General features: G+C 56.7%; 15 protein-coding genes and 1 pseudogene. 9 read left to right on the top strand and 7 right to left on the bottom strand.

Annotated elements, in window-relative coordinates:
- Positions 1–56: 56 nt before the first annotated feature.
- The gene (locus AC13RM_RS03420; RefSeq protein WP_113233128.1) at positions 57–404 is read left to right on the top strand and encodes a response regulator; all 348 of its coding nucleotides are present in this window, start codon (positions 57–59) and stop codon (positions 402–404) included.
- 46 nt (positions 405–450) lie between these two features.
- On the opposite strand, the gene treZ is transcribed toward AC13RM_RS03420, so the two are convergent.
- Positions 451–2,229, bottom strand: a complete 1,779-nt coding sequence (gene treZ, locus AC13RM_RS03415; RefSeq protein ID WP_374817969.1) for a malto-oligosyltrehalose trehalohydrolase — start codon at positions 2,227–2,229, stop codon at positions 451–453.
- Between the two features lie 130 nt (positions 2,230–2,359).
- Here treZ and treY point away from each other — a divergent pair, with 130 nt between their 5' ends.
- The 4 genes from treY (at position 2,360) to AC13RM_RS03395 (ending at position 8,582) form a co-directional block, all read left to right on the top strand.
- Positions 2,360–4,834, top strand: a complete 2,475-nt coding sequence (treY, locus tag AC13RM_RS03410) for a malto-oligosyltrehalose synthase (RefSeq protein WP_374817875.1) — start codon at positions 2,360–2,362, stop codon at positions 4,832–4,834.
- Between the two features lie 97 nt (positions 4,835–4,931).
- A complete protein-coding gene (gene glgX, locus AC13RM_RS03405) occupies positions 4,932–7,001 on the top strand; it encodes a glycogen debranching protein GlgX (protein WP_374817872.1) in 2,070 nt (689 codons plus the stop codon).
- Positions 7,002–7,507: 506 nt separating this feature from the next.
- The gene (locus AC13RM_RS03400; RefSeq protein ID WP_113233144.1) at positions 7,508–7,882 is read left to right on the top strand and encodes a GFA family protein; all 375 of its coding nucleotides are present in this window, start codon (positions 7,508–7,510) and stop codon (positions 7,880–7,882) included.
- A gap of 418 nt (positions 7,883–8,300) precedes the next feature.
- The gene (locus tag AC13RM_RS03395) at positions 8,301–8,582 is read left to right on the top strand and encodes a hypothetical protein (protein WP_285171087.1); all 282 of its coding nucleotides are present in this window, start codon (positions 8,301–8,303) and stop codon (positions 8,580–8,582) included.
- A gap of 550 nt (positions 8,583–9,132) precedes the next feature.
- Here AC13RM_RS03395 and AC13RM_RS03390 read toward each other — a convergent pair.
- The 3 genes from AC13RM_RS03390 to AC13RM_RS03380 all read right to left on the bottom strand — a co-directional run bounded on the left by AC13RM_RS03390 (position 9,133) and on the right by AC13RM_RS03380 (position 13,116).
- On the bottom strand, positions 9,133–11,862 hold the full coding sequence (locus AC13RM_RS03390) for an EAL domain-containing protein (protein WP_374817870.1): 2,730 nt from the start codon (positions 11,860–11,862) through the stop codon (positions 9,133–9,135).
- Between the two features lie 427 nt (positions 11,863–12,289).
- Complete coding sequence (locus AC13RM_RS03385) at positions 12,290–12,826, bottom strand: DUF4142 domain-containing protein (RefSeq protein ID WP_374817868.1); 537 nt, start codon at positions 12,824–12,826, stop codon at positions 12,290–12,292.
- Between the two features lie 50 nt (positions 12,827–12,876).
- Complete coding sequence (locus AC13RM_RS03380) at positions 12,877–13,116, bottom strand: hypothetical protein (protein ID WP_374817866.1); 240 nt, start codon at positions 13,114–13,116, stop codon at positions 12,877–12,879.
- Between the two features lie 381 nt (positions 13,117–13,497).
- On the opposite strand from AC13RM_RS03380, the gene AC13RM_RS03375 reads away from it, so the two are divergent.
- From AC13RM_RS03375 to AC13RM_RS03365, 3 genes are all read left to right on the top strand, one after another.
- Entirely contained in the window at positions 13,498–14,427 is a 930-nt protein-coding gene (locus tag AC13RM_RS03375) for a substrate-binding domain-containing protein (RefSeq protein WP_374817864.1), read from the top strand.
- Positions 14,428–14,441: 14 nt separating this feature from the next.
- The gene (locus AC13RM_RS03370; RefSeq protein ID WP_374817862.1) at positions 14,442–16,586 is read left to right on the top strand and encodes a methyl-accepting chemotaxis protein; all 2,145 of its coding nucleotides are present in this window, start codon (positions 14,442–14,444) and stop codon (positions 16,584–16,586) included.
- Positions 16,587–16,947: 361 nt separating this feature from the next.
- Positions 16,948–18,042, top strand: coding sequence for a nucleotidyltransferase family protein (locus AC13RM_RS03365; protein WP_285171174.1), 1,095 nt, complete (start codon positions 16,948–16,950; stop codon positions 18,040–18,042).
- Between the two features lie 131 nt (positions 18,043–18,173).
- On the opposite strand, the pseudogene AC13RM_RS03360 reads toward AC13RM_RS03365, so the two are convergent.
- Together AC13RM_RS03360 and AC13RM_RS03355 are read right to left on the bottom strand one after the other, a co-directional pair.
- Positions 18,174–19,141, bottom strand: a pseudogene (locus AC13RM_RS03360) (alpha/beta fold hydrolase).
- 97 nt (positions 19,142–19,238) lie between these two features.
- On the bottom strand, positions 19,239–19,925 hold the full coding sequence (locus tag AC13RM_RS03355; RefSeq protein WP_113233122.1) for a glutathione S-transferase family protein: 687 nt from the start codon (positions 19,923–19,925) through the stop codon (positions 19,239–19,241).
- A 107-nt stretch (positions 19,926–20,032) separates the two neighbouring features.
- Between AC13RM_RS03355 and AC13RM_RS03350 the strand changes: the two genes are divergently transcribed.
- The gene (locus tag AC13RM_RS03350; protein ID WP_285171093.1) at positions 20,033–20,605 is read left to right on the top strand and encodes a TetR/AcrR family transcriptional regulator; all 573 of its coding nucleotides are present in this window, start codon (positions 20,033–20,035) and stop codon (positions 20,603–20,605) included.
- Between the two features lie 711 nt (positions 20,606–21,316).
- Here the strand turns inward: AC13RM_RS03350 and AC13RM_RS03345 are convergent.
- Positions 21,317–21,967 (bottom strand): TetR/AcrR family transcriptional regulator, encoded by a 651-nt coding sequence (locus tag AC13RM_RS03345; RefSeq protein WP_285171094.1) that lies wholly within the window; start codon positions 21,965–21,967, stop codon positions 21,317–21,319.
- Positions 21,968–22,115 lie beyond the last annotated feature (148 nt).

Below are 22,115 nucleotides of genomic sequence, written 5' to 3'. Positions count from 1 at the left end.
GCGGACATCGTCTTTCTTCCAATTTGATCTATCTCTTATTGCATGAGAAGGTTGTGATGAAGATTATGATTGTCGAGGATGAGCCCCTGGTGGCACTCGAATTGGAGCGTATCGCTACCGAAGCCGGTCATGAAGTCGTGGGCTCCTTCATGACGGCGGAGCAGGCCCTGGCCTATGCATCAAAGGCACAGGTGGCTTTCGTGGATCTCGGCTTGGCCGATGGCCATAGCGGAGGGGGGCTTGCTCGGCGATTGACGGATCGGTTCAGGATAAAGGTGATCTTTGTGACCGGCAGCCCCGAACGGGTCGGATACGGTCTCGAAGGGGCAGTCGGAATAGTCGGCAAGCCATTTACCGACAAAGTGATCCTCGACGCCTTGGAAAAGGCGCAGCTAAAAGCCTAAGCTAACGGGCCTCTAAGGGTCTCGGAGAGCGGTGCAAGCTTGTCGTTCAGCTTTGTAATGTGGCTGAGGACAGGCTCCAAACAACCGCCCGCGGTCCCATCCAGTTGTCTGCTATGCTGCCTGACGAGAAAAACACTTGCCCTTCGGTCGGCCTTTTCAAAACGACTGGCGTGTTCGACAAGTTGGCTACCAAATGAAGGTTTGTGGACCCGATTTGCCAGCGCACTCGGATGGGAGAGGCATCTGGATCATAGGTGGCTGCGCAACTATGGGCTTCAGCGAGGAGCGGCACGACTACCTGATGTCTGAGCTTTAGCAACTGCTCGTAATAGTCCCCAATTGCCGCGTTCTCATTCATTTTGTCCCATCGCAATTTGGCGCTGCGGAAGGTGGCTTCTGCCGTTGGGTCGCACGCATCCTCCGCTTCGAAACCCGGCAGGCGCTTCAGTTCCTCCTTGCGGCCAAGCTTTATCTTGGCGTTGAGTTGCTGGTCGAAGTCGCAAAAGAAGGGAAAGGGATCGGCAGCGCCCCATTCCTCACCCATGAACAGCATGGGGGTCTGGGGCGAGAGAAGATAGATGGCTGCAATGGCCTTTATCGCCTCGATCGGGTGGGAGGAAATCATGCGATCGCCGCGCGCCCGATTGCCGATCTGGTCATGGTTCTGGATGAAGGAGATAAAGGCCGATGGCGGCAAGCCAGCGGTCGGCGATCCTCTGGGCCGGCCTCGATACTGCATATGCTCCCCTTGAAACGCGAAGCCTTCGGCAAGCGCGCGGCTCAGACGCGGTGCCCAATCGGCATAATCCGCGTAGTAGCCGAAGATCTCGCCCGTGGCCGCTACATGAAGAGCGTGGTGGATGTCATCATTCCACTGTGCCGCAAAGTGGCGCGGCTTACCGTCTTCGCCGCGAGCGAGGAGAGCCGCGTCATTATCCTCGTTCTCGACGATCAGATGGACATGGCGTTCAGGGAAGGCGCTTCTGACGCGACCGGCAAGTTCGAGAAGGATATGCGGATCGCTGTCGTCCTTCATCGCGTGAACGGCGTCGAGCCGCAAACCATCCATCCGAAACTCGCTCAGCCAATAGATTGCATTTTCGATGACGAAATCGCGGATGAAACGACTGCCTTCGCCATCGTAGTTCAGGCCCTTGCCCCAGACGCTTTCGTGCCGGTCGCCAAATATCGGCGCGTAACGGGGCAGATAGTTCCCGTCCGGTCCGAAATGATTATAGACCACATCGAGAAAGACGCAGATGCCGCGCTCGTGGGCTGCATCGACGAGCAGTTTGAGATGTTCGGGGCGGCCGTAGCTGCTATCCGGCGCATAGGGTAAAACACCGTCGTAACCCCATCCATACCGACCACGAAAATCCGAAAGCGGCATGAGTTGAATGGCCGTTATGCCGAGGCGCTGCAAATGATCGAGCTTTTCGATAGCCGCTAGGAACGTGCCAGCTTCCGTGAAGGCGCCGACATGCAGTTCGTAGATGACGATTTCTTCCCAGCGGCGTCCCTTCCATCCCTGCGTTTGCCATTCGAATGTTGGATCGATCAGCTCGCTCGGGCCGTGGACGTCTTCGGGTTGAAAGCGCGAGGCAGGATCCGGCACGGCAAACCCGTCGTCCAGCACGAATTTATAGCGATCGCCGATCTGCGCATCGTTGACTTCGACGACATGCCACCCGTCCTGCCTCCACCGCATGGCCCATTCCCCCCGCTGCTCGATGCGGACGAGCACGCGCTCCGCCAAGGGCGCCCACAGGCGGAACAGGACCGCATTCTTGTTGATTTGCGGTCCAAATGCGAAGCTGTGCTGCATGACATCCCGTCCGTCGATGATGCTGAAATTTTCATGCACTCCAACGCATCTTGACGGGAACGGTTCCTGAGGTCGGAACAGATCTCTTTCAGTCCCGTTCGTTAAGGCAGCCTGACGCAGCGAGGAAGCCATGACTGTCTTGACCTCTACCTACCGCCTGCAGTTTCGCGGAGATGTCACCTTTGACAAGGCAACGGGGCTGGTTCCCTATCTGAAGGATCTCGGCATCAGCCATGTCTATGCCTCGCCGATCTTTGCTGCCAAGAAGGGATCGACCCATGGCTATGATGTCACAGATGCGAACGAGATCGACCCGGTGCTTGGCGGCCGCGCCGGGTTCGATGCTTTCTGCACGGCCTTGCGGCAGGCGAAGCTGGGCCTGATCCTCGACATTGTGCCCAACCATATGGCCGCCTCCGTGGAAAACGCGTGGTGGCGTGACGTGTTGCAGCGCGGATCGAGCAGCGCCTATGCCGGCCATTTCGATATCGACTGGCGCCGCAAGCTCACCTTGCCGCTGCTCGGGCGGCCGTTCGAGGAAAGCCTAGCCGCGGGGGAGTTTCATCTTCGCTACGAGCCTAAGGATGGAGGCATTCATCTGGTCTATTTCGACGATCTGCTTCCGCTCTCGGCTGAAAGCGCCGAGTGGCTGACAGCGGACATTGGAACGGATGCGGAGCGGTTGCGTGCGTTTTCGAAAGATGCGGTCGCGATGCGAAAACTACTCGCCGAACAGCACTGGCAATTGCTCTATTGGAAAGATGCCGCCGAAAACCTCAGCTATCGGCGCTTCTTCGAGGTGGCAGGCCTGGTCGGGATGCGGGTGGAGAACACGCGGGTCTTCAACGACACGCACCGGCTGATCATTGAATTGGTTCGCGCCGGACAGGTTCAAGGATTACGCGTCGACCATATCGACGGACTGGCCGATCCGAAGAGCTATCTCGAGCATTTGCGGCAGGCCGTCGGCCCGGACATTTTCATCGTAGTCGAAAAAATCCTCGCCCGCGGCGAGACGTTGCCGGCGGATTGGCCGGTGTCGGGAACGACCGGCTACGAATTCATCGCCGCCATGGCTGATCTCTTCGTGAACGAGGATGGGTTACGCAGGCTGGATGAAGCCTACAAGTCCGTCAGCGAGGAGGATGCCGACTTTGCCGCAGGTTTGCGCAGGGCGAAGCTGTTGATGGTCGGGCGCAATTTTGCCGGCGAGGTAAGGCGTTTGACGAGCCTGGCATGTTCGATTTTTCCCGATTTCGACGCGGAGGAAATATCGTCGGCGCTTCGTGAGTTGCTGGTCGCCTTTCCGGTTTACCGCACCTACGGCTATCGGGGCGCTGCATCGTCTGATGACGTGGCGATCATCGAGAGTGCCTGCGAGAAGGCACGAAGCCGATTGCCGGCCATTGATGCCCTTGATGCGCTCGGCCGTCTTTTAAAAGGGGATATTGCTGCAGCCGAAGCTCTGGAGTTTCGAGCCAGATTCCAGCAGCTCAGCGGTCCGATCATGGCAAAGGCAGTCGAGGACACGCTGTTTTATCGGTATAACCGCCTGATCGCATTGAACGAGGTCGGAGGCGAGCCGCATGCGCCGCCGGGCTCGGTGGCGGCCTTTCATCAATTCATGGCCGATCGATTTCGGCGACAACGCCGCGGCCTTTCCGCGACCTCGACGCATGATACCAAGCGGGGAGAAGACGCCCGCGCCCGCCTCTACGGTCTGACGCAGGATCCTGATGCCTGGATTGCCGGTGTCGAGCGATGGCGCAACATGAATTCTCCTTTTCGTTCCAGCCTTGCCGATGGACCTGCACCTGAGCCCAATATCGAATGGATGCTTTACCAGGCGCTTGCCGGTATCTGGCCGCAGGACATTGAAGGAGCCGATCGGAACGCACTGAAGGAGCGCTTTTGCGCCTATGCCTTGAAAGCGATCCGAGAGGCCAAGCTCAGGACGGATTGGATGGATGAAAATCCGGCGTATGAGCATGGAGTCCAAGCCTATGCTGCCGCCTTGCTTTCGGAGGATAATCGGGAGTTCATCTGTGATTTCGACCGGACACTGCGCCCTTTCATGGAACTTGGTTTCCGCAACAGCCTGTCGCAGTTGCTGATCAAGCTCACGGCTCCCGGCATTCCCGACATCTATCAGGGTACCGAGGGTCTGGATTTCAGCCTGGTCGATCCTGACAACCGACGACCGGTCGACCATCTGTGGACTGACACGGGAGCAACAGGTCCCCTTGCGCCGAATGCCGCTTCCTTGAAACGGCACGTCATCCGCAAGGTGCTGCGATATCGCAATCAGCACCCCCTTCTTTTCCTGGAGGGCGAATATATGCCCTTGGAAACCAGCGGGGCACGAGCGTCCAATCTCGTGGCCTTCGCGCGCGTTCACGAGCGGGAAATAGCGATTACGATCGTGCCGCGCCTGATCGGCGTGCCATCATCGGATTTCTGGAAGGACACCGCTGTCGCGATGCCGCGAGAGCTCAAGGGGCCGCTGTATGATCTCCTCACGGATCAGCCGGTCTCAGCCGGCAATCTTCTGGCAGCACAGCTGTTTGCCGATCATCCCCTATCCCTCGTCGTGGGAGACAGGTGACGATCCCGGCATCCATTCATGTGTACTCCAACCCGAAGGCCGGAACAAAGCGCTTCATAGGGTGTTTCTGCTGCGCGGCAACAATCACGAGGTATCCATGACGGAAGGCGGCAAGAGGCATGCGATCGAGCCGGGCGATTACACGCGTCTGGGAGCAAATTATGATGGAGAGGGTGTCAATTTTGCACTTTTCAGCGCCTATGCGGAAAAGGTGGAGCTTTGCCTTTTCGACGAAAGCGGAAAGCAGGAGATCGAGCGGATCGCTCTACCGGAATATACCCATGAGATCTGGCATGGTTATGTTCCTGGATTGAAGCCGGGTGCTCTATATGGCTACCGCGTGCATGGCCCATTCGATCCGTTGAAAGGCCATCGCTTCAATGCCAACAAATTGCTCGTCGACCCCTATGCCCGCGAGCTTGTAGGCAATGTCGAATGGTCGCAAGCCCAGTTTGCCTATGTTCTGGACGACGAGCAGAAGGATCTTTCCTTCGACGAGACAGACAGCGCCGGACAGATGCCCAAATGCCGTGTGGTCGACCTCAAGAATGAAGCACCGGATAAAAGGCCGACTGTCGCATGGCCTGAAACCATTTTCTATGAGGCGCACGTCAAGGGAATGACGATGCTGAATCCGGCAATTCCGGAGTCGCTGCGTGGCACCTTTGACGGTCTGGGGCACGGCGCGGTCGTCGGTTACATCAAGAGCCTCGGCATCACCTCGATCGAGCTTCTTCCCATTCACTTCTTTCCCGATGACAGTCATTTGCTCGACAAGGGCTTAAGCAACTATTGGGGCTACAACAGCCTTGCCTTCTTCGCACCGGCAACTCGTTATTATGGGCCGAAAGGCCTTGAAGGCTTTCGCGACATGGTGCGTGCCTTTCACGATGCCGGTATCGAGGTCATCCTCGATGTCGTCTACAATCACACCGCGGAGGGCAACGAACTCGGTCCCACCCTTTCATTCAAAGGCATCGACAATTTCTCCTATTACCGCACCCTGCCGGACCAGCCCCGCTACTACATCAACGACACCGGCACCGGTAACACGATCAACACGTCGCATCCGCGCGTGCTGCAAATGGTGACGGACTCGCTGCGCTACTGGGTCGAAGAAATGCATGTCGATGGCTTTCGTTTCGATCTCGGCACCATTCTCGGCCGCGAACCTCAGGGTTTCGACCAGCGTAGCGGCTTCTTCGATGCGGTCGGCCAGGACCCGGTGCTTGCGAAAGTCAAGCTTATCGGCGAGCCGTGGGACATTGGTCCCGGCGGTTATCAGGTGGGGGGATTTCCGCCGGGCTGGGCGGAGTGGAACGACAAATATCGCGATACGGTACGGGATTACTGGAAGGGCACTCCCGGCATGACAAGGGATTTTGCCGCCCGTATTCTAGGGTCAGGCGATGTTTATGATCTTCGCGGCCGCCGCCCATGGGCGAGCGTCAATTTCGTCGCCGCCCATGATGGCTTCACGCTCAATGATCTCGTCTCCTATAACGAGAAGCATAATGAGGCGAATGGCGAAGAGAACAATGACGGCCACAACGACAATCGCAGCTACAATTATGGCGCTGAAGGTCCGACCGACGATGAAGCCATCAATACCGTTCGGGAGCGCCAAAAGCGCAATTTTCTCGCGACCCTCTTTCTCTCCCATGGCACGCCGATGCTGCTGGGGGGTGATGAATCCGGCCGCAGCCAGATGGGCAACAACAATGGCTACTGTCAGGACAACGAACTCAGCTGGCTGCATTGGGACGATCGATATGGCAGCGCCGAAGTGCTTTATACTTTCGTCAAACGCCTGATCGCCTTGCGTCAGGCGCATTCCATCCTCAGACGGGAAAATTGGCGCGACGGCCTGATCGTCACCTGGCTCAATCCGGGTGGCGGTGAGCAGGCGGATGAGCAGTGGGACGATGAAGCGAATACGGCGATCGGCTTGCGTCTGTCGCGTCAGCAGCCATTCGAAGAGGGCTGGGATGATGTTCTGATCCTGTTCAACCCCCATGACAGCAATGTCGACTTTAGCTTGCCGGATGATAAGCGCTGGGCTCTTGAGCTGTCGACATCCTACCCTGATGAGCAGGGTCGAGGTGCAGTTGAGAAGAAAATTTTAAATCTTGAAGCCCGCAGCCTCTCGCTTTTGCGGCCAGCCTGAAACAAGCGTGGGAATGCAGGTTGCCCATCCAATTTGTCCTCGGGTCATATAACACATGCCACTCACTGAGATTTTAGTTTGAAATCCAGATCGAACGGCTCTGCTTGGCTGTCAGCAGACGTCAATATCTGTTGTTGTTTGGAAACTTTTCCTGGTCTCGGAACTTTGGTGGGAGACGGTGAGATGATGCGGGCGCTCTCCTGCAGGGGATCGACCCTTGGTGCACCGTTTCCGAATTCGCCGAGCCGGAGGAACCAATGCCGTTAACATATCATGTTGGGATCCATGACGAGGGTTTTGCCTACCGCGTCGGTGACGTCTGGTCGGACACGTTTCCCGATCACGAGAGTGCGCTTGCCGCTGCCAAATCTGCTGCAGCCCGGCAGCAGCAGGGCGGTGAAGACGCCGAAATCAGCTATCAGCTGTCGGACGGACGCTGGCAGACGGAACATGTCAGCCGCGGGGAAGGCCCAATCACGAATGTAAGCGACGACGAGGACAGTACCATGACGGAGTTAACCGGGTCGTGCCGTTGTGGGCAAGTGCGTCTGATGGTGCGCGGAAAGCCGCTTCGTATCGGCATTTGCCATTGCACGGATTGCCGACAGGAAAGCGGATCCGCCTTCACTTATTTCGGCCTATGGCCCGCAAGTGAATTTCACTATGAGGGCGCGACGAGCGAGTTTGCTGGACGTGAGTTTTGCCCGCGTTGCGGTTCGCGCGTCTTTGCTGTTGGCAAGAGCGAGGTCGAGATCAAACTGGGAGTCCTTAGCGAGGCACCCACGCGTCTCAGGCCCAGCTATGAGGTGTGGACCAAACGGCGGGAACCCTGGCTTTCGTCGATCGAAGGCGCGGAGCAGTACGAGGAGGATCGACGATGAGCAGCGCGCGACGGTCGGGTGGCTGCCTTCGCGAAAGCAAAGCGGCGCAAACGGCGCGCGTGACCTGGAGTGCTTCTCCACTCACTCGACTATCCGTCATCCAAGCTATAGCTGTGATCTCAAGGGCATTGCGACGGATCTGCGCCAGGTGGATATTCTTCTCAGTTTTCAATGAAAACCCGTAGCTGATGCTCCAAAAGCGGCAGGTCGGCAGTTCAAGTCCGCTTAAGAGCACAAAAGTGGTGTGCTCCACCTGGGCCAAGCGGATTGTGCCCGACTTTGACATCTGTTGCCCTTTTCCATTTGCCTGAGGCGCTTCTCGATCTGCTATTCTATGAGGCAACGGTTCATCATCAGCGCCGTTCATGCCCGGTTCAGCCGTCCGGTTTCAGGATGTCGACGATGACGGAGGTTCGCTATGAAAATCTTTAAAAGTCTGCTTGCGCCGCTCCTGAGCGTCGGTCTGTTGATCGGTGCGGGTACTGTTTCAGCTGCGCCCATGATGAACATGACGAAGCCGGAGATTCAGTCATCCGTTCAAATCGTCCGCTATCATCATCGTCGCCATTGGCACGGCCCGCGGCATCATCGGCCCCACCACTGGAGATCGCATCGCAGTTACCGGAGCCATTATTGGCGCGGCCATCATCGTGGTTGGTACAAGCACCACCATCATCATCACCGCTATTACCGCTACTGACCGTGCCCTACGGAAAGCTTCATGAGGATAGCAGCGTGTCCATCTTCGGCGCGATCTCATCCACTTTCGCTTTTCGTCTTGTTCCTGCTCAGATACGATATCGCTAGTTCGTCAATGTCATCTTCGCGAGGGAGCTGACCAGCGCGAGATGAAAATGCAGGTCGGCTGACTCGCCTGGCGATAGCGGAAGTCGAATACAATTTACTGGGATGAGCGCACACTAGGCCTTGGCTCGAGCCGGCCGGGCTCTGTGGGCGGCAGACGCTCCATGAACGGCTTTAGGAAAAAATTGTCGAGAGCAGAGTGCAAGGTAAGCGGCGCATAACGAAGGCGTACCGGAATGCGCGTTCCTTAGTAGCAACAATGGGCCGCAGCCGCGGTTCGGCACGCCCCTGTATCGAGGCATGCCTGAAGCACTTCAACGTCTATAAGAACGCTGATGACGCTGCTGCGGCCGGCTGGACGCTGGCTGCCATCCAGGAGCAGTTAGGCGAGCGCAACCTTTACGGTGACGTCGGCTCAAGGAGATCGTCGATGCGGCTGCGAGATATTATGATAGCCGCGTTTGTCTCGCTGTGTGCTTCGAGAGGGCAGACGGATCGAGAATCTGGCCGAAACAGACTACCGCTACCCGCTCGCCGCTGGTTTTAGCGATATACATATATTCATCCGCGCGTTTGACATAGGATTGCACAGTGTCATCCGCCCGCAGGAAGGTAACGCCAACTGCAGCGCCGGTGAACGTCACTTGCCCGTCGATAGGTATCGGTTTGAAGATGCGTTCCATCGTCTCTTGGAGATGCGACTGCAAATCGCCGGCGAGCTTCCGGTCTATGTCGAGCAGCACGACAAATTCATCCCCGCCGATACGTGCAATGAAGTCGGTGGCGCGAAAATTCTCACGCAATCTGTTGGCTATCGTTCTTAGCACCTCGTCGCCCGCCGAATGCCCGATCGTATCATTCACGATCTTAAAATCATTCAGGTCGATATATGCGAGGGCAAGCTTTCGATCGTTTAGCAGGTTGCGAGCGACTGCATCGGCGACAACTTCATCGAAACAGGCCCTATTGGGAAGACCTGAAAGTGCGTCGGTGCGCGCCGAGGTTTTTAGTGCGTTCTCGATCTCACGTTGCTGCCTGACACGAGCGGAAACATCGAGGATGATCTCGACATCGAAAGAAACTCCGTCGATCACGGTGCGCTGGGCGGAAATCAACGTCGGAATAATCGTGCCGTCGGCATAGGTGATATCCACCTCTTCCAGCTCATAGGCGCCCTCTTCTTCGAGAAGCCGGTGACGGCGGTCCCGGGCCGGATTGTCAATCGCCGCACCCTCGGAAGTCAGCTTCTTGCCCTTAATGTCGTCCCACTTCAGGCCGGTCAGCCGGAGATAGGCTTCGTTGACTTTAACATAACTGGATGTTTTCGTGTCACTCGTGGTAATAGACATCGCTATAGGCGCGGACTCGAACATTCGCATCAGCATCGATACCAACAATTCCGTCGGCAAGACATCTTTCGGGTCTGTGACGGACGCTGCGCGACTTATCCCAGAATCCGGAAAATTCAGTTCATGCTTCACCGCTGTGGGACGCCAGGGTGCAACCGCCATGCCGGTCGGCGATTTCGTCTGCCACACCTTCGTCGAAGTTCCGAACAGTTCAATTTTCGGCTCGAATCCGTCTCGATCCGCGACCGCGGTTATGACACCGTACCACTTGACGATCTTCCCTTCGGAGTCACGATGCGGCTTTGCACGACTGAGCATCCATCTCCAAGCATCGTCGTGAAGTCTCATTCGAAACATTGTTTCAAAAGGCTTGCCGGATGGCAACCATGCAAACCATTCCTGCCGAACCCGGAGTCGATCGTCTGGATGCATGCGGCGATACCAGTCCGCAATACGATCAACGGTGCTATCAGCCATTCCATCGAGTGTCGGTCCCATGAAATTGACAACACCTTTGGCGTCACTCGACCAAGGAATACTTGCGTTGAGTTCGACCGATCGCCGAGCATGGTCTTCGGTTTCCCTCAGCACGGTCTCAACCGTTTTGCGATCGGTAACGTCGATTGCGGTAACTGAAATGCCGATCTGCTCACCCCCATCGTCGTCGACAGGCTGATTGATGACAAGGAAAGCCTTTTCGCTGCCGGCAGGCTGGTATTCGTTGATGACGACGGTCTCGCCGGCGAGGACACGCCGCAGATCGCCGGCGACGCGAGGCGCGTCATGGTCAGGCGCGAAGCTGTGCACCGTCCGCCCGATCAGGTCATCCGGACAGAGGCCAAACATTTCGGCAAAGCGATCGTTGACGCTGACATAGCGCAGTTCCATGTCGAGAAAACACAGGCCAATCGGCGCCGCTCTGTACAGTGCGTCCAGTTGGTGAACGCGCTGGAACAGTGAAACACTCCCGGCACGTTGAGACAGCGATTGTTGTTTATGATATGCCAGCCACTGCGCCGTCTCAGCTCCATTCAATGGTTTGCCGAATAGCCAGCCCTGTCCGAGGTCGCATCCCAACCGGCGGAGAATGGTCGCCTGCTCCTCGGTCTCGACGCCCTCTGCAACGACGACCATCCCAAGGCTTTGGCCTAACCCGACCACAGAGGCGACGATCTTGCGGCTATCGTTGTCGTGTTGCATTGAGCGCACGAAGCTCATGTCAATCTTGAGCTTGTCGAAAGGAAAGGCGTGCAATCGGGTGAGACTGGCAAATCCCGTTCCGAAATCGTCAAGCGCAAGACCTATGCCAGCAGATTTCAGCAGAGCGATCGTTGACCGGACGGTCTCATCATCTTCAAGCAGAACGCTTTCCGTTATCTCAATATGGATTCGATTTAACGGAAAGCCGGTCGCCTGAACAATGCTGCGGATGAATTCGAACAAGTTCGGATCACGGAATTGCACGGCAGAAATATTGATCGCGAGCACGAAATTTCCCGGCCAGAGATTTGCCAGCTCACAGGCTTCCGAGACGATCTTTTTTGTCAAAGCGTCGATGAGGTCGTTTGCTTCGGCAACAGGAATAAATGTTGATGGCGGAATGATGCCTGCTTCGGAATCGGTCCAGCGCGCCAGCACTTCAAACCCGACGAGCGCTCCGCTTTGCATGTCCACCAATGGCTGAAACGCTGGCCAGATTGCTGGGGTCGACAACGCCTGCTTCATGGAATGTGGTGATATCTTCCGGTCACTCAGCAAGGTGTGTTGCGCCGCGTCCGACCACCGGCCGTGTTTCCGAATTTGAGCGGTTTTCTGACGAGAGATCATAGTGCTTTCCACCTGGGCGTAATAATCATGCCGGCATCCGCTTAAAATTCGATTATCTCTTTCGAGTATAGTGAACTTTGATATGTATATGATCAAAGCCTTATAAGCATTGAGCGAGATCGTTACGCTATGAGTGATGGACGTCTCAGCTATCCTGCTGAAGTTGGTGCTATATTCTTGTAAGAGGGCGCAGCTACATGGCATCAACACCTCCCGCACAAAAACGGAAAGTGTTATTCATGACGCCAGTAGAATTCGTTACCTATCTCTCAGATCGGGCATTCAAAACCCGCTTATTTAAGTCCGCTTACCTAGTCTCCTGCTTATTTAAACGAACGACGCTTGCTCGAATAGCGATCGAAAATCATATTCTTATTTCGCCATTCAAGTAATCGACGTGGCTTGAGGTGCCCTGGGTGAAGCTCTGCTAGGTCGATTGCTGGTCGGCCTTTATGCCGCTCTCAGTTGCGAAGCGCCCAGACGAAATATCAATCGTCCATTTCGAAGGTGCGGCCGGATTATAGCCGGCAGCCACGAGAACGGCGTGTGCCTTTTTCGCCAGGCTTGCTGCCGCCTTTGAACGAAGCACGGGAGAACCGGCGAACAGCTCGACCGCATTGCTAAGGCCCGTGCTCGCTCGCTGCCACAGCGTCCCGCAGAAACCGGTGCCGGCCCGGCTCAAGGCGGCGTTGATTTCCTGTGCTTGCCGGAGATGATCAAGCACGATCGGGAGCATCGATCCGGCAAAACGTTGCATCTCTGCATCCTCGCCGAAGGAAATCTCCCATGCCAGCAGTTGTGCGGTCTTCTGATGATCGACGATCTGGGCTGCGATATAGGCCCTGCCAAAAGCTTCGCCGTTCAGCTTATCCAGGCGGTCATGGATCACCTGATGATCGGCATCAAGTTCGGTCGGGAGCGGGATCTTTACGGCATTGGCGAGACCGCGTGCTCGGGGTCGCAACCAATCTGAGCCGTGGCGTTTCAAACAGCAAAGGCGGCACGATGTTCATTTTATTCGCCAGGCCATTTCCGGTGCTGCCATTCAGCCTCCATTTTCGTGAGATCCGATTCAAGAATGGCGCGCATCAGGATATGCGTGTCGACCAGCCGCCGATGGCCGATCTCATCCTGGAATCCCACAGCGGCGGCGGCGAGCCCGGCGACAATCTGCTTCTGCCCCTCGATTTCGACTCGTGTCCGATCGATCGCCAGCAATAGATCATCATCGGATAACCTCTTGTATTTTGGCATCAGGCGCGTCCTCGCTATCCGTGATGGATATTATCCGTTGCGGGAAAGATCGCCAATCGGTTGTAGAGGGGTCATCGAAAAAAATCGTCTGATATCACGAAAAAATGTCGAGCTAGGCAGGAGGGTTGTTCAGTTTGAAGCTGAAATTCATCATCACGATGTTAGATGTATCTTGTGGCATTAGATGATCGCGAAATGCGCGGAATGATATATATCCATAAAACAATATATGTATCGTACAATTGTATTATTTTCTAGTATTGGTTGAGGAAATTATTTTATATATATTTAATATAAGGATGGAAAACCAAAATAAGAAAATTCTTTAACCATATTCATGCATAGGTCTCACTCTCATCAAGCATCTTTTGAGAGGGGATGATGAATAGGGCCATACTTGCTGCAATAATCATGTCGATCGCAGCCTCGACCGCAAATGCCCAGACGATCGGCGTCTCCATGTCCGATCTCGATAAATTCCGAACGGCATTGCTCGACGGTATTGTCTCCCATGGAAAGACGATTTCAGGATTGAAGCTGGTCACCCAAACCGCCAAGGGCGACAATGAGCTGCAAAAAAAGCAAGTTCAGCAGTTCATCGCCGACAAGGTCGATGCGATTATTGTTGCCGTTTCGGATGGTGACCTCGGCCCGCAAATGACAAAACTGGCCGCCGACGCCCATATTCCCCTCGTCTACATCAACAATGTGCCCTCCAATCTGTCGGACCTGCCTGAAACCCAAGCCGTTGTCGCGTCCGACGAAAAGGAATCGGGAACTCTACAGACGAAAGAAGTCTGCTCTCTCCTGAAGGGAAAGGGACGCCTGGTCATTCTGATGGGTGAACCCTTCCATGCGGCTGCGCGCGCCCGCACACAGGATATCGATAGCGTCATCGCTACATCCGCCTGCAAGGATCTGCAGATCGTAGAACGGCAGGCTGCCTATTGGTCGCGCGACTATGCCGATCAACAAATGCAGGAATGGCTGACAGCGGGTGTGAAGTTTGATGCTGTGATCGCCAACAACGACGAAATGGCGCTAGGCGCAATCCGCGCGATGAAGCGCAATGGCATGCCGATGAAAAATGTCGTTGTTGCCGGCATCGACGCAACCGACGATGCTTTGGCGGCAATGCAGACCGGCGACCTGGCAGTCACTGTTCTTCAAAGTGCCTCGGGGCAGGGAGCAGCGGCGGTCGATGCGGCCATCAAGCTTGCCAGCGGACAGAAGGTGCCACGGGAAAACAACGTGCCTTTCGAACTGGTGACACCACGAAATATCGCCAATTATCTGCCGAAGACTCAGTGACCGAGGGAAATACGATGTTACGTTTTTGGAATAAACTTGGCATCCGAGGCCAGATTACCGCGGGGTTCCTGCCGCTAATCTTGCTTATGAGCTTTCTTTCGATCAACGCCCTTTCCGGTATGGATGGACTTTCCTCGATATTCACGTCCTATCGCGGGACTGCGGGACAAAGCCTTGCCATTTCCCGCTACAGCGATGAACTTAGTGAGATCCAAAAGGCGGTAGAGGCCTTTCGCTCGAGCCCGACTCAGGACGTGATCGATCGCTTTCATGCGGGCGTTAAGTCGTTCGCAGAGGACGATCCGCGCTTTGCCGGCAATGCCACGCTTCAGGCGGGAATGACGGCAATTCGTCAGGATGTCGGCGCTTACAGCGGAGCTTTTGAGCGGATCGTGACGCTTCAGGCGAAGCGAGATTCCCTGATTTCCAAAGTCACGGAATTTGGACCTTGGACGAGCGTCGCGCTCAATGACGTGATGCGCAGCGCCTGGCGCCAGAACGATGTGGCGTTGCTGCATGCGACGGCTGCGACGCTCGAAGCTCTAGACCGCAGCCTCTATTTCTCGGAGCGATTCATCCATTCGGGCGACCTTGCCGCCTACGACACGGCGCAGTCGGCCTTGAATGAAGCGATGGCGTTAAACGACGTCGCCGCGAAGGCGGCAAAGAATGAACTGCAGCACAAGCGTGTCATGGGTGCGGGGCAGCTCATGCAGAACTATACAAGCCGCCTTGGCGATGTTCGGGATGTCCTGCTGGCGACCAACAAGATCCGCGACAACGAACTCAATGTTCTCGCGCCGAAGATCGCCAAGGGCTTCGAGGATTTGCAAGCGTCCGTCATGGACACGCAAAAGACGCTCGATGGATCGGTTGATGCGACCGTCGCCGCCGCGAGTAGCTCTACGCTTGCGATTAGCGGAGTTCTGATCGTCATCGGTCTCGTTCTTGCCTATTTTATCGGGCAGCTGATTTCTTCCAACGTGCGCAGCATGGCACGCCTGATGGAACGCTTAGCTCACGGCGATGACACGATGACCATAAGCGGTACCGAACAACGTCACGAGCTCGGGGCGATGGCACGCTCGCTGAAGGTCTTCCAAGAGACTGGGCGAGCCAAGCTCATTGCCGAAGCCACGGCCGAACGGGCGCGCATCGCAGCTGAGGAAGAGCGGCTTCGCCAAGAGGCCGAGCGGCTTGCCGATGCACAGGTGATGGAGCACGCGTTCCAGCAGATTTCGCTGGGCCTGGATGCTCTGTCGAAGGGTGACCTGACCGCCAGGGTCGGCGATGTTGATGTACGCTATGTCCGCATCCGGGATCACTTCAACAACTCGGTATCCAGCTTGGAGGAGGCCGTCGATTCGGTTATCGGCGCTGTTGCCACCATTAAATCCGGCTTGGCCGAGATCTCGACGGCGTCTCACGATCTTGCGCGCCGCACGGAGCAGCAAGCCGCTTCTCTCGAAGAGACTGTTGCGGCCTTGGGCGATGTAACGCGCGGTGTCAACGGAACCGCGGAGGGAGCGGGTCATGCTCAAAACGCGATGGTCACGGCGCGCGCCAACGCAGAAAGCGGTGGTGCGATTGTTGCCCGCGCGATCGCCGCAATGACGGAAATCCAGAGCTCGTCGTCCAAGATCGGCAACATTATCGGCGTTATCGACGAGATCGCATTTCAGACCAACCTGCTGGCGCTAAACGCTGGTGTGGAAGCAGCCCGTGCTGGGGACGCAGGCAAAGGCTTTGCCGTCGTTGCTCAGGAAGTGCGCGAATTGGCTCAAAGATCAGCAAGTGCGGCCAGGGAGATCAAGTCCCTGATCTCCATGTCGACTGATCAGGTGAGGACGGGCGTGCAGCTCGTCGGCGAATCCGGTACGTCGCTTTCCCAGATCGTCGAGCAGGTCGGTGCCATGAGTTCGACGATTGCAGAGATTGCCGTTGCGGCGCGCGAACAGGCGGCAAGCCTGAGAGAGGTTTCCGCTGCGGGTGACCAGATGGATAAGGTCACTCAACAGAATGCAGCCATGGTGGAGCAGACGACAGCAGCTGCGCAAAGCCTGACGAAGGAAACCGAAAATCTCGCGGACCTAGTGCATCGGTTCAAGACGCGCAGCACCAGAGTTTCGGAGACTCGTCTTTACGCGATAGCATCATGAGCGAGCAAAGGCAGAGTTCGTGACGACAGGCTGGGCTTTCTAGGAGGCCCAGTTCCCCTTTGCGCGTTCGCTCACCAATCACCAATTCCGGCTTTGGGCCAACGCTGTCAACAAGGGTGACTATAGTCCACTATGGCGCTCACACTTTTGATTTCTTAGGGATGTCTGGACCGAGGCAGCCTCCGATTTGAGTGAAGGGGACGAGCTTGGCGCAGCGTAGAGTGAGCTGCACGGGCACGCTGATAAGCTCGTCTATCTCAGATCGTAGCTCATGCCTGCCGCCATCGAGGCGTTAACTTGCGGCTTATCCCTCAACTGTTATACTGTTTTTGAAAAACAGTATAACGCCGGAGTCGAGCTTATGAAGGCGATCGATCTTATGTATCAGACGATGCTCGCCGAGCTCGGTCAGCGCTCGCTCGACGCCGCTTGGACAGCCGATTTCCCTCCGGAGGGTCGGTTCACCCCGGCGAACATCAAGGGGCGCAAGTATTGGTACTTCGACATCCCAGATGGGCAAGGTGGTACGAAACGTCGTTACGTCGGTCCTGCTGACGATCCGGACATCGCGCGGCGCGTAGCTGATCATAAGCGGGACAAGGATGATCTACGCGCTCGCAGGCGGTTGGTAAATACCCTGACACGCGAGGGCGGTATGATCGCCCCTGACGCCATGTCGGGAGACATCGTCGAGGTTCTTGCCGATGGCGGTCTTTTTCGGCTCCGGGGTGTTCTCATCGGCACGGTGGCCTTCCAATGCTATTCGGGACTGCTGGGCGTCCGCCTTCCCATGGCTGCAATTCTGACCGGCGATGCGGACATTGCTCAGGATTATGCCATCAGTCGGGAGGTTGAAGATAGTCTGCCTCCGATCCTTGGGCTGCTGCGAGGCGTAGACGCCAGCTTTCGTCCAGTTCCACATCGATCGGGATCCTCGGCATCGTCGGCCTTTCAGAATGCCGACGGCTACAGGGTTGAGTTCCTGACGTCGAACCGTGGTTCTGATGACTATATCGATCAGCCGGCAACGATGCCCGCCCTTGGCGGCGCCAGCGCGGATCCGCTACGCTTTCTCGACTTCCTTATAAGGGAGCCCGTCAGGACAATGCTGCTCCACCGAAGCGGAGTCCCAGTTGTCGTTCCTGACCCGTCTCGGTATGCGGTCCACAAGCTCATAGTCGCCAGCCGCAGACACACTGGCGGGCAGGGGGCAGCAAAGCGAGAGAAGGACCTTCGTCAAGCTGCGCTGCTCTTTGAAGCCCTGCAGCAGACAAGGCGATCTGCTGACTTGGCGCTCGTCTACAATGAAGCATGGGAGCGTGGGTCTGCGTGGCAACAGGGTATTCGAGCCGGGGCCGGAATGCTGCCGGCACAGGATGCCGATCGGTTCAAGACAGTTCTGATCGAGGGCGCGAAAAAAAACCGTGAAGAAATTGAACTTCCGTTTGACGAATAAGGCTCCTTTCGTTTTCCAAGCAGTTGATCTGACCAGAAGCGGCGAAGGGTAAATATGGTGCCGAGAGTTCGAATCTGCTCAAGAGAATAGAGAGCCCGGGCGAGGTTCGGTCAGCTTCCGGCCTATGCACATCAGCTGCGAAGGAATGCCAGCAGGTCGGCGTTCAAGCGGTCCTTGTCGACATGCAGCAATCCATGCGAGCCGCCTTCGTAAACGATCAGCTTGGCATGCGGAACGAGCCCGGCGGTCAGTTTCGCAGAGATCTCCAGCGGGACGATCTGATCATCGCTGCCGTGGACGACCAGTGCGGGGACGGTGATCTTCTTCAGGTCATCGCGGAAATGGGTCTCTGAGAAGGCGCCGAGCGCATGGTAGGCGGCAAGAAAGCCGGTTGCCTGCCCCTGCCGCCAGTAGCTCTCCCGCAGGCCTTCCGATACATGCGCCCCGGCCGATTAAAGCTGTAATACGGCATAGTGGCGTCGAGATTCCACTGCGGCCTATTTGCCCGAACGGCTGCGCGGAAGGTGTCGAACAACTCCTTCGGCGCACCCGTCGGGTTGGTTGCGGTCTTGAGCAGAAGCGGTGTCACCGACGAGACGAAGGCGACCTTGGCGACACGGCCCTGGCCATGGTGCGGGACATAACGTGCGACCTCGCCACCGCCCATCGAATGACCGACGAAGGTCGCCTCGTGCAGATCGAGCGCCTCGACCAGTTGGGCCAAGTCGTCGGCAAAGGTATCGTAGTCGTAGCCGCCGGATGGCTGGCTCGACCGGCCAAAACCCCGACGGTCATGGGCAATGACGCGATAGCCGTTCTGCAGCAGGAAGAACATCTGGTCCTCCCAGGCGTCGGACGAGAGCGGCTAGCCATGGCTGAACACCACGGCGGAACCGGTGCCCCAGTCCTTGTAGTAGAGGCTGGTGCCTTCTTTCGTGACGAGGCGATCGCCAGTTGCCTTGTCGGCCCGGTTTGATGAGGGGGTCTTTGCATCCGCCGGATTGGCGCCGGCCCCGGCTGCAAGTCCGACGTCAGCGATGGCGACCCCTTTCAGCAGGTTGCGCCGCGAAGCGCTATCGGGTGTTGAGATCGTGGACATGAGGAAACTCCGTGAGAATTGCCGCCCTGGGGCGGCGTAATTGGCAAATGTGGACGGGATTGTCGGTGCGACGTTCAAGCCGCTTCTGCACGGGGGATTAGAAGCCGAGCCTGCGCAGATCCTCAGAGACGAACATCTGGCCGCTGCGATTCTTGACGCTCGGCAGCTCGGATACCTTCGCGCGCCACGACTTCAGGGCGGAATGATCTTCAGGGATGGCAATGCCGGCGGCATCTGCAAACATCAGCCCGGCAAACACAGTGATATCGGCCATCGAAAATGCATCGCCGGCCACGAAAGGATGGTCCTGCAGCACCGTGTCGAAATACCGCATGCCGGCGAGCGCCTTGTCGCGCTGGCGGTTGCCCCAGTCCTGACGGCCAGCCCATTCAGGGCTCTTGAACATTTGCAACGCGTCGCCGAGGCCAGGCGTTGCGTGGTGGAAATAGTTGCCAACGGCGTCGAGCAGTTCGGTTTCCGCCCGCTTCTGCATCATGTGGATGACGGCCTTTTCCTTTGGCGTCTTGCCGGTGAGCCGCGGATCGCCGTCGAGATTGTCGAGATATTCAGTGATGGCGGTGGCCTCACTGATGTAGGTGCCGTCATCGAGTTGCAGGACCGGCAGCACGCCGGAGGGATTCTTTTCGAGGAAGGCCGGCTGTTTGTGTTCCGCGGCGATGAGGTCGACGGAGACGAACTCGACTTTGGGCTCCAACCCCTTCTCGGCCAGCACGATGCGGATGCGGGCCGGATTGGGAAAGCCGGGGCGATCGAAGATTTTCATGAGAGACTCCTTGTCTGTCTATCGATAGATAGATTGCCAGCATCGTTTATCTCTTCCCTTTTCGGCCGTCAACAACTATCTATCGAGTGATAGGTAATGGATCGACGATGGCTAGAACGAAAACGGATATGCGCGAGGCGGTCATGACCGCCGCAAGAACGACAGTACAGTCGCATGGCTACAATGCGCTCAGCTTTCGCGAGCTTGCGAAAGAGGTCGGCATCAAAAGCGCCAGCGTGCATTACCACTTCCCGACCAAGGGCGACCTCGGTGCCGCGTTGGCGCGTCGCTACACGGAAGAAGGGGCAGCCTATCTGGCGGAGCTACTGGCGACGTCGGAAGATGCGACCTGGTGCATGGACAAGTACACAGAGATCTTTCGCTCTGCCTTGGCCAATGACAATCGCATGTGTCTGTGCGGGATCATGAGTGCGGAACTTGACGATCTTCCTGTGGAGGTCCGCGCCGAGGTGGACAAATTCGCCGCGATGAACGTCGGCTGGCTCGCCCAGGTGCTCTCTCGGGCTAAGTCTTCGGTTAGCGAGCAGGACCTGCAGGAACATGCGATGGCGATCTTTTCTGCGATCGAGGGGGCCCAGTTGGTCGCACGCGGCTGCCGGGACATTGGCATCTATGACCGTACGATCCGGGCATATCGGGCGACAGGTCTTATTCCATGATTGGTGACGGCATCTAAAGGAACGATGCTTCCGGCTGCTCCTCTCTGCGGCGCAATTCTCACGAACGGCTAACGGGAAGCAGACTTGACAGAAAAAAATACAATATATAAGCGCGGTCGAGATCGCCGCGTTGACGTGTTCCGCTGTCCGCTATCTTTGCTGGTTCAAGCAGGGCGCTCGAAGGAAGCTCAATCCAATGAAACCCGTTCTCGTCGGTGACGAGGCTCGAATTTCAGACGCCAACCGGCATGCCGTGACGCCGGAGAGGCTGTGGAAATCATCTACCTCGTAAAACTTGACAGCAGGTAGGATGACAGCTGCCATTTCCGCAATCGCTCGGCCAATCCCCAGTTCGAGGATCGTAGTTGCACCGCGCTCTGCAGGGCATCGATTGCGGCGGCCCAATCCGATCCTCTCGGCCAACTGCTGCACGCGGCCCTTTTGTGCGCAATACGGATCCCACGCCTGCGGATCCCGAGCGGAAGAACTCCGGTTTGTGGCTCCTAACCGGTCATTCCATGCAGACAAAGCGGATATTCGACGGCAAGAATTTCAGATCGATAGCTCTTGTAACAACGGAGTCGCAGGTTCGAATCTATTCAAGAGCTGGAAACTACTCCCGTAACCCTGGTTATATCTAGCGCGCGGCAGTGATGAGAAGTTTGCCTGTCGGTGCGTCGTGTCTCGTATTACAATTGTAGTCCGATGCCATTAGCGCTTGCCGAATGCACGAAGAAAGGTCTTCGTTGCCTCTCTTGCCATACGGTCGACTTCTTCCTCTGGCGTCGCGCGGCCGATCTGTTGGTTGATCCGTAGATCTGTTGCAAGCAGCGCCATATACTGACGCGCGGCAAGTGCCGGATCCTCTATGTCGAGATGGCCGGCCAGCGCGAGCTGCGCCAGGCGAGCTGCGATGGCGGGGTATTTCTTGCCCGGTCCGTATTCCTTCCAGGTCTCAAACAATTCGGGAAATCTGCCGCCCTCGGTCTCGATGAGCTTGCGTAGCCAGAGACCATTCGGATCGCAGACCGCCTTGCGCAGGAGCAGCGCTGAAAATTCGGTCAGTTCCTTTTCGAGATCGATAGGCGCAACGGGAAATGTGTCCAACACCCGAAAGAAGCCGGCGCTCGACTTCTCGGTGATCTCCGCAACCACAACCTTGAACAGATTATCCTTGTCGCCGAGTTGATTATACACCGTCTGACGGGACACGCCGGCTCTTGCCGCGATGGCGTCGATGCTCGCCGCCGCAAACCCCTCCTCGGCAAAAACGTCTGCGGCCGCGTTGAGGATTGCCTGACGTTTGCTGGTGGCGGGCGGATTCTCTGTCTCGGAAGAAACCGCTGCGGGCGAAGTTTTCATGACACCACCATATAGGACTTGACCAATTGGACAATACTGTCCAAAATATTTTACAGGAATGACGGACCATGCGTTGGAACCATCTCCGTCTTTCCGCTGTCCCATCTATAATCGCCCACTCAATCCCCGTCACATGCTTTTTGTATGA

The organism is Martinezella sp. CNPSo 3732 (assembly GCF_057784515.1).
Note: the sequence above shows the minus strand (reverse complement) of the source record. Positions and strands in the feature narration are given on the sequence as shown.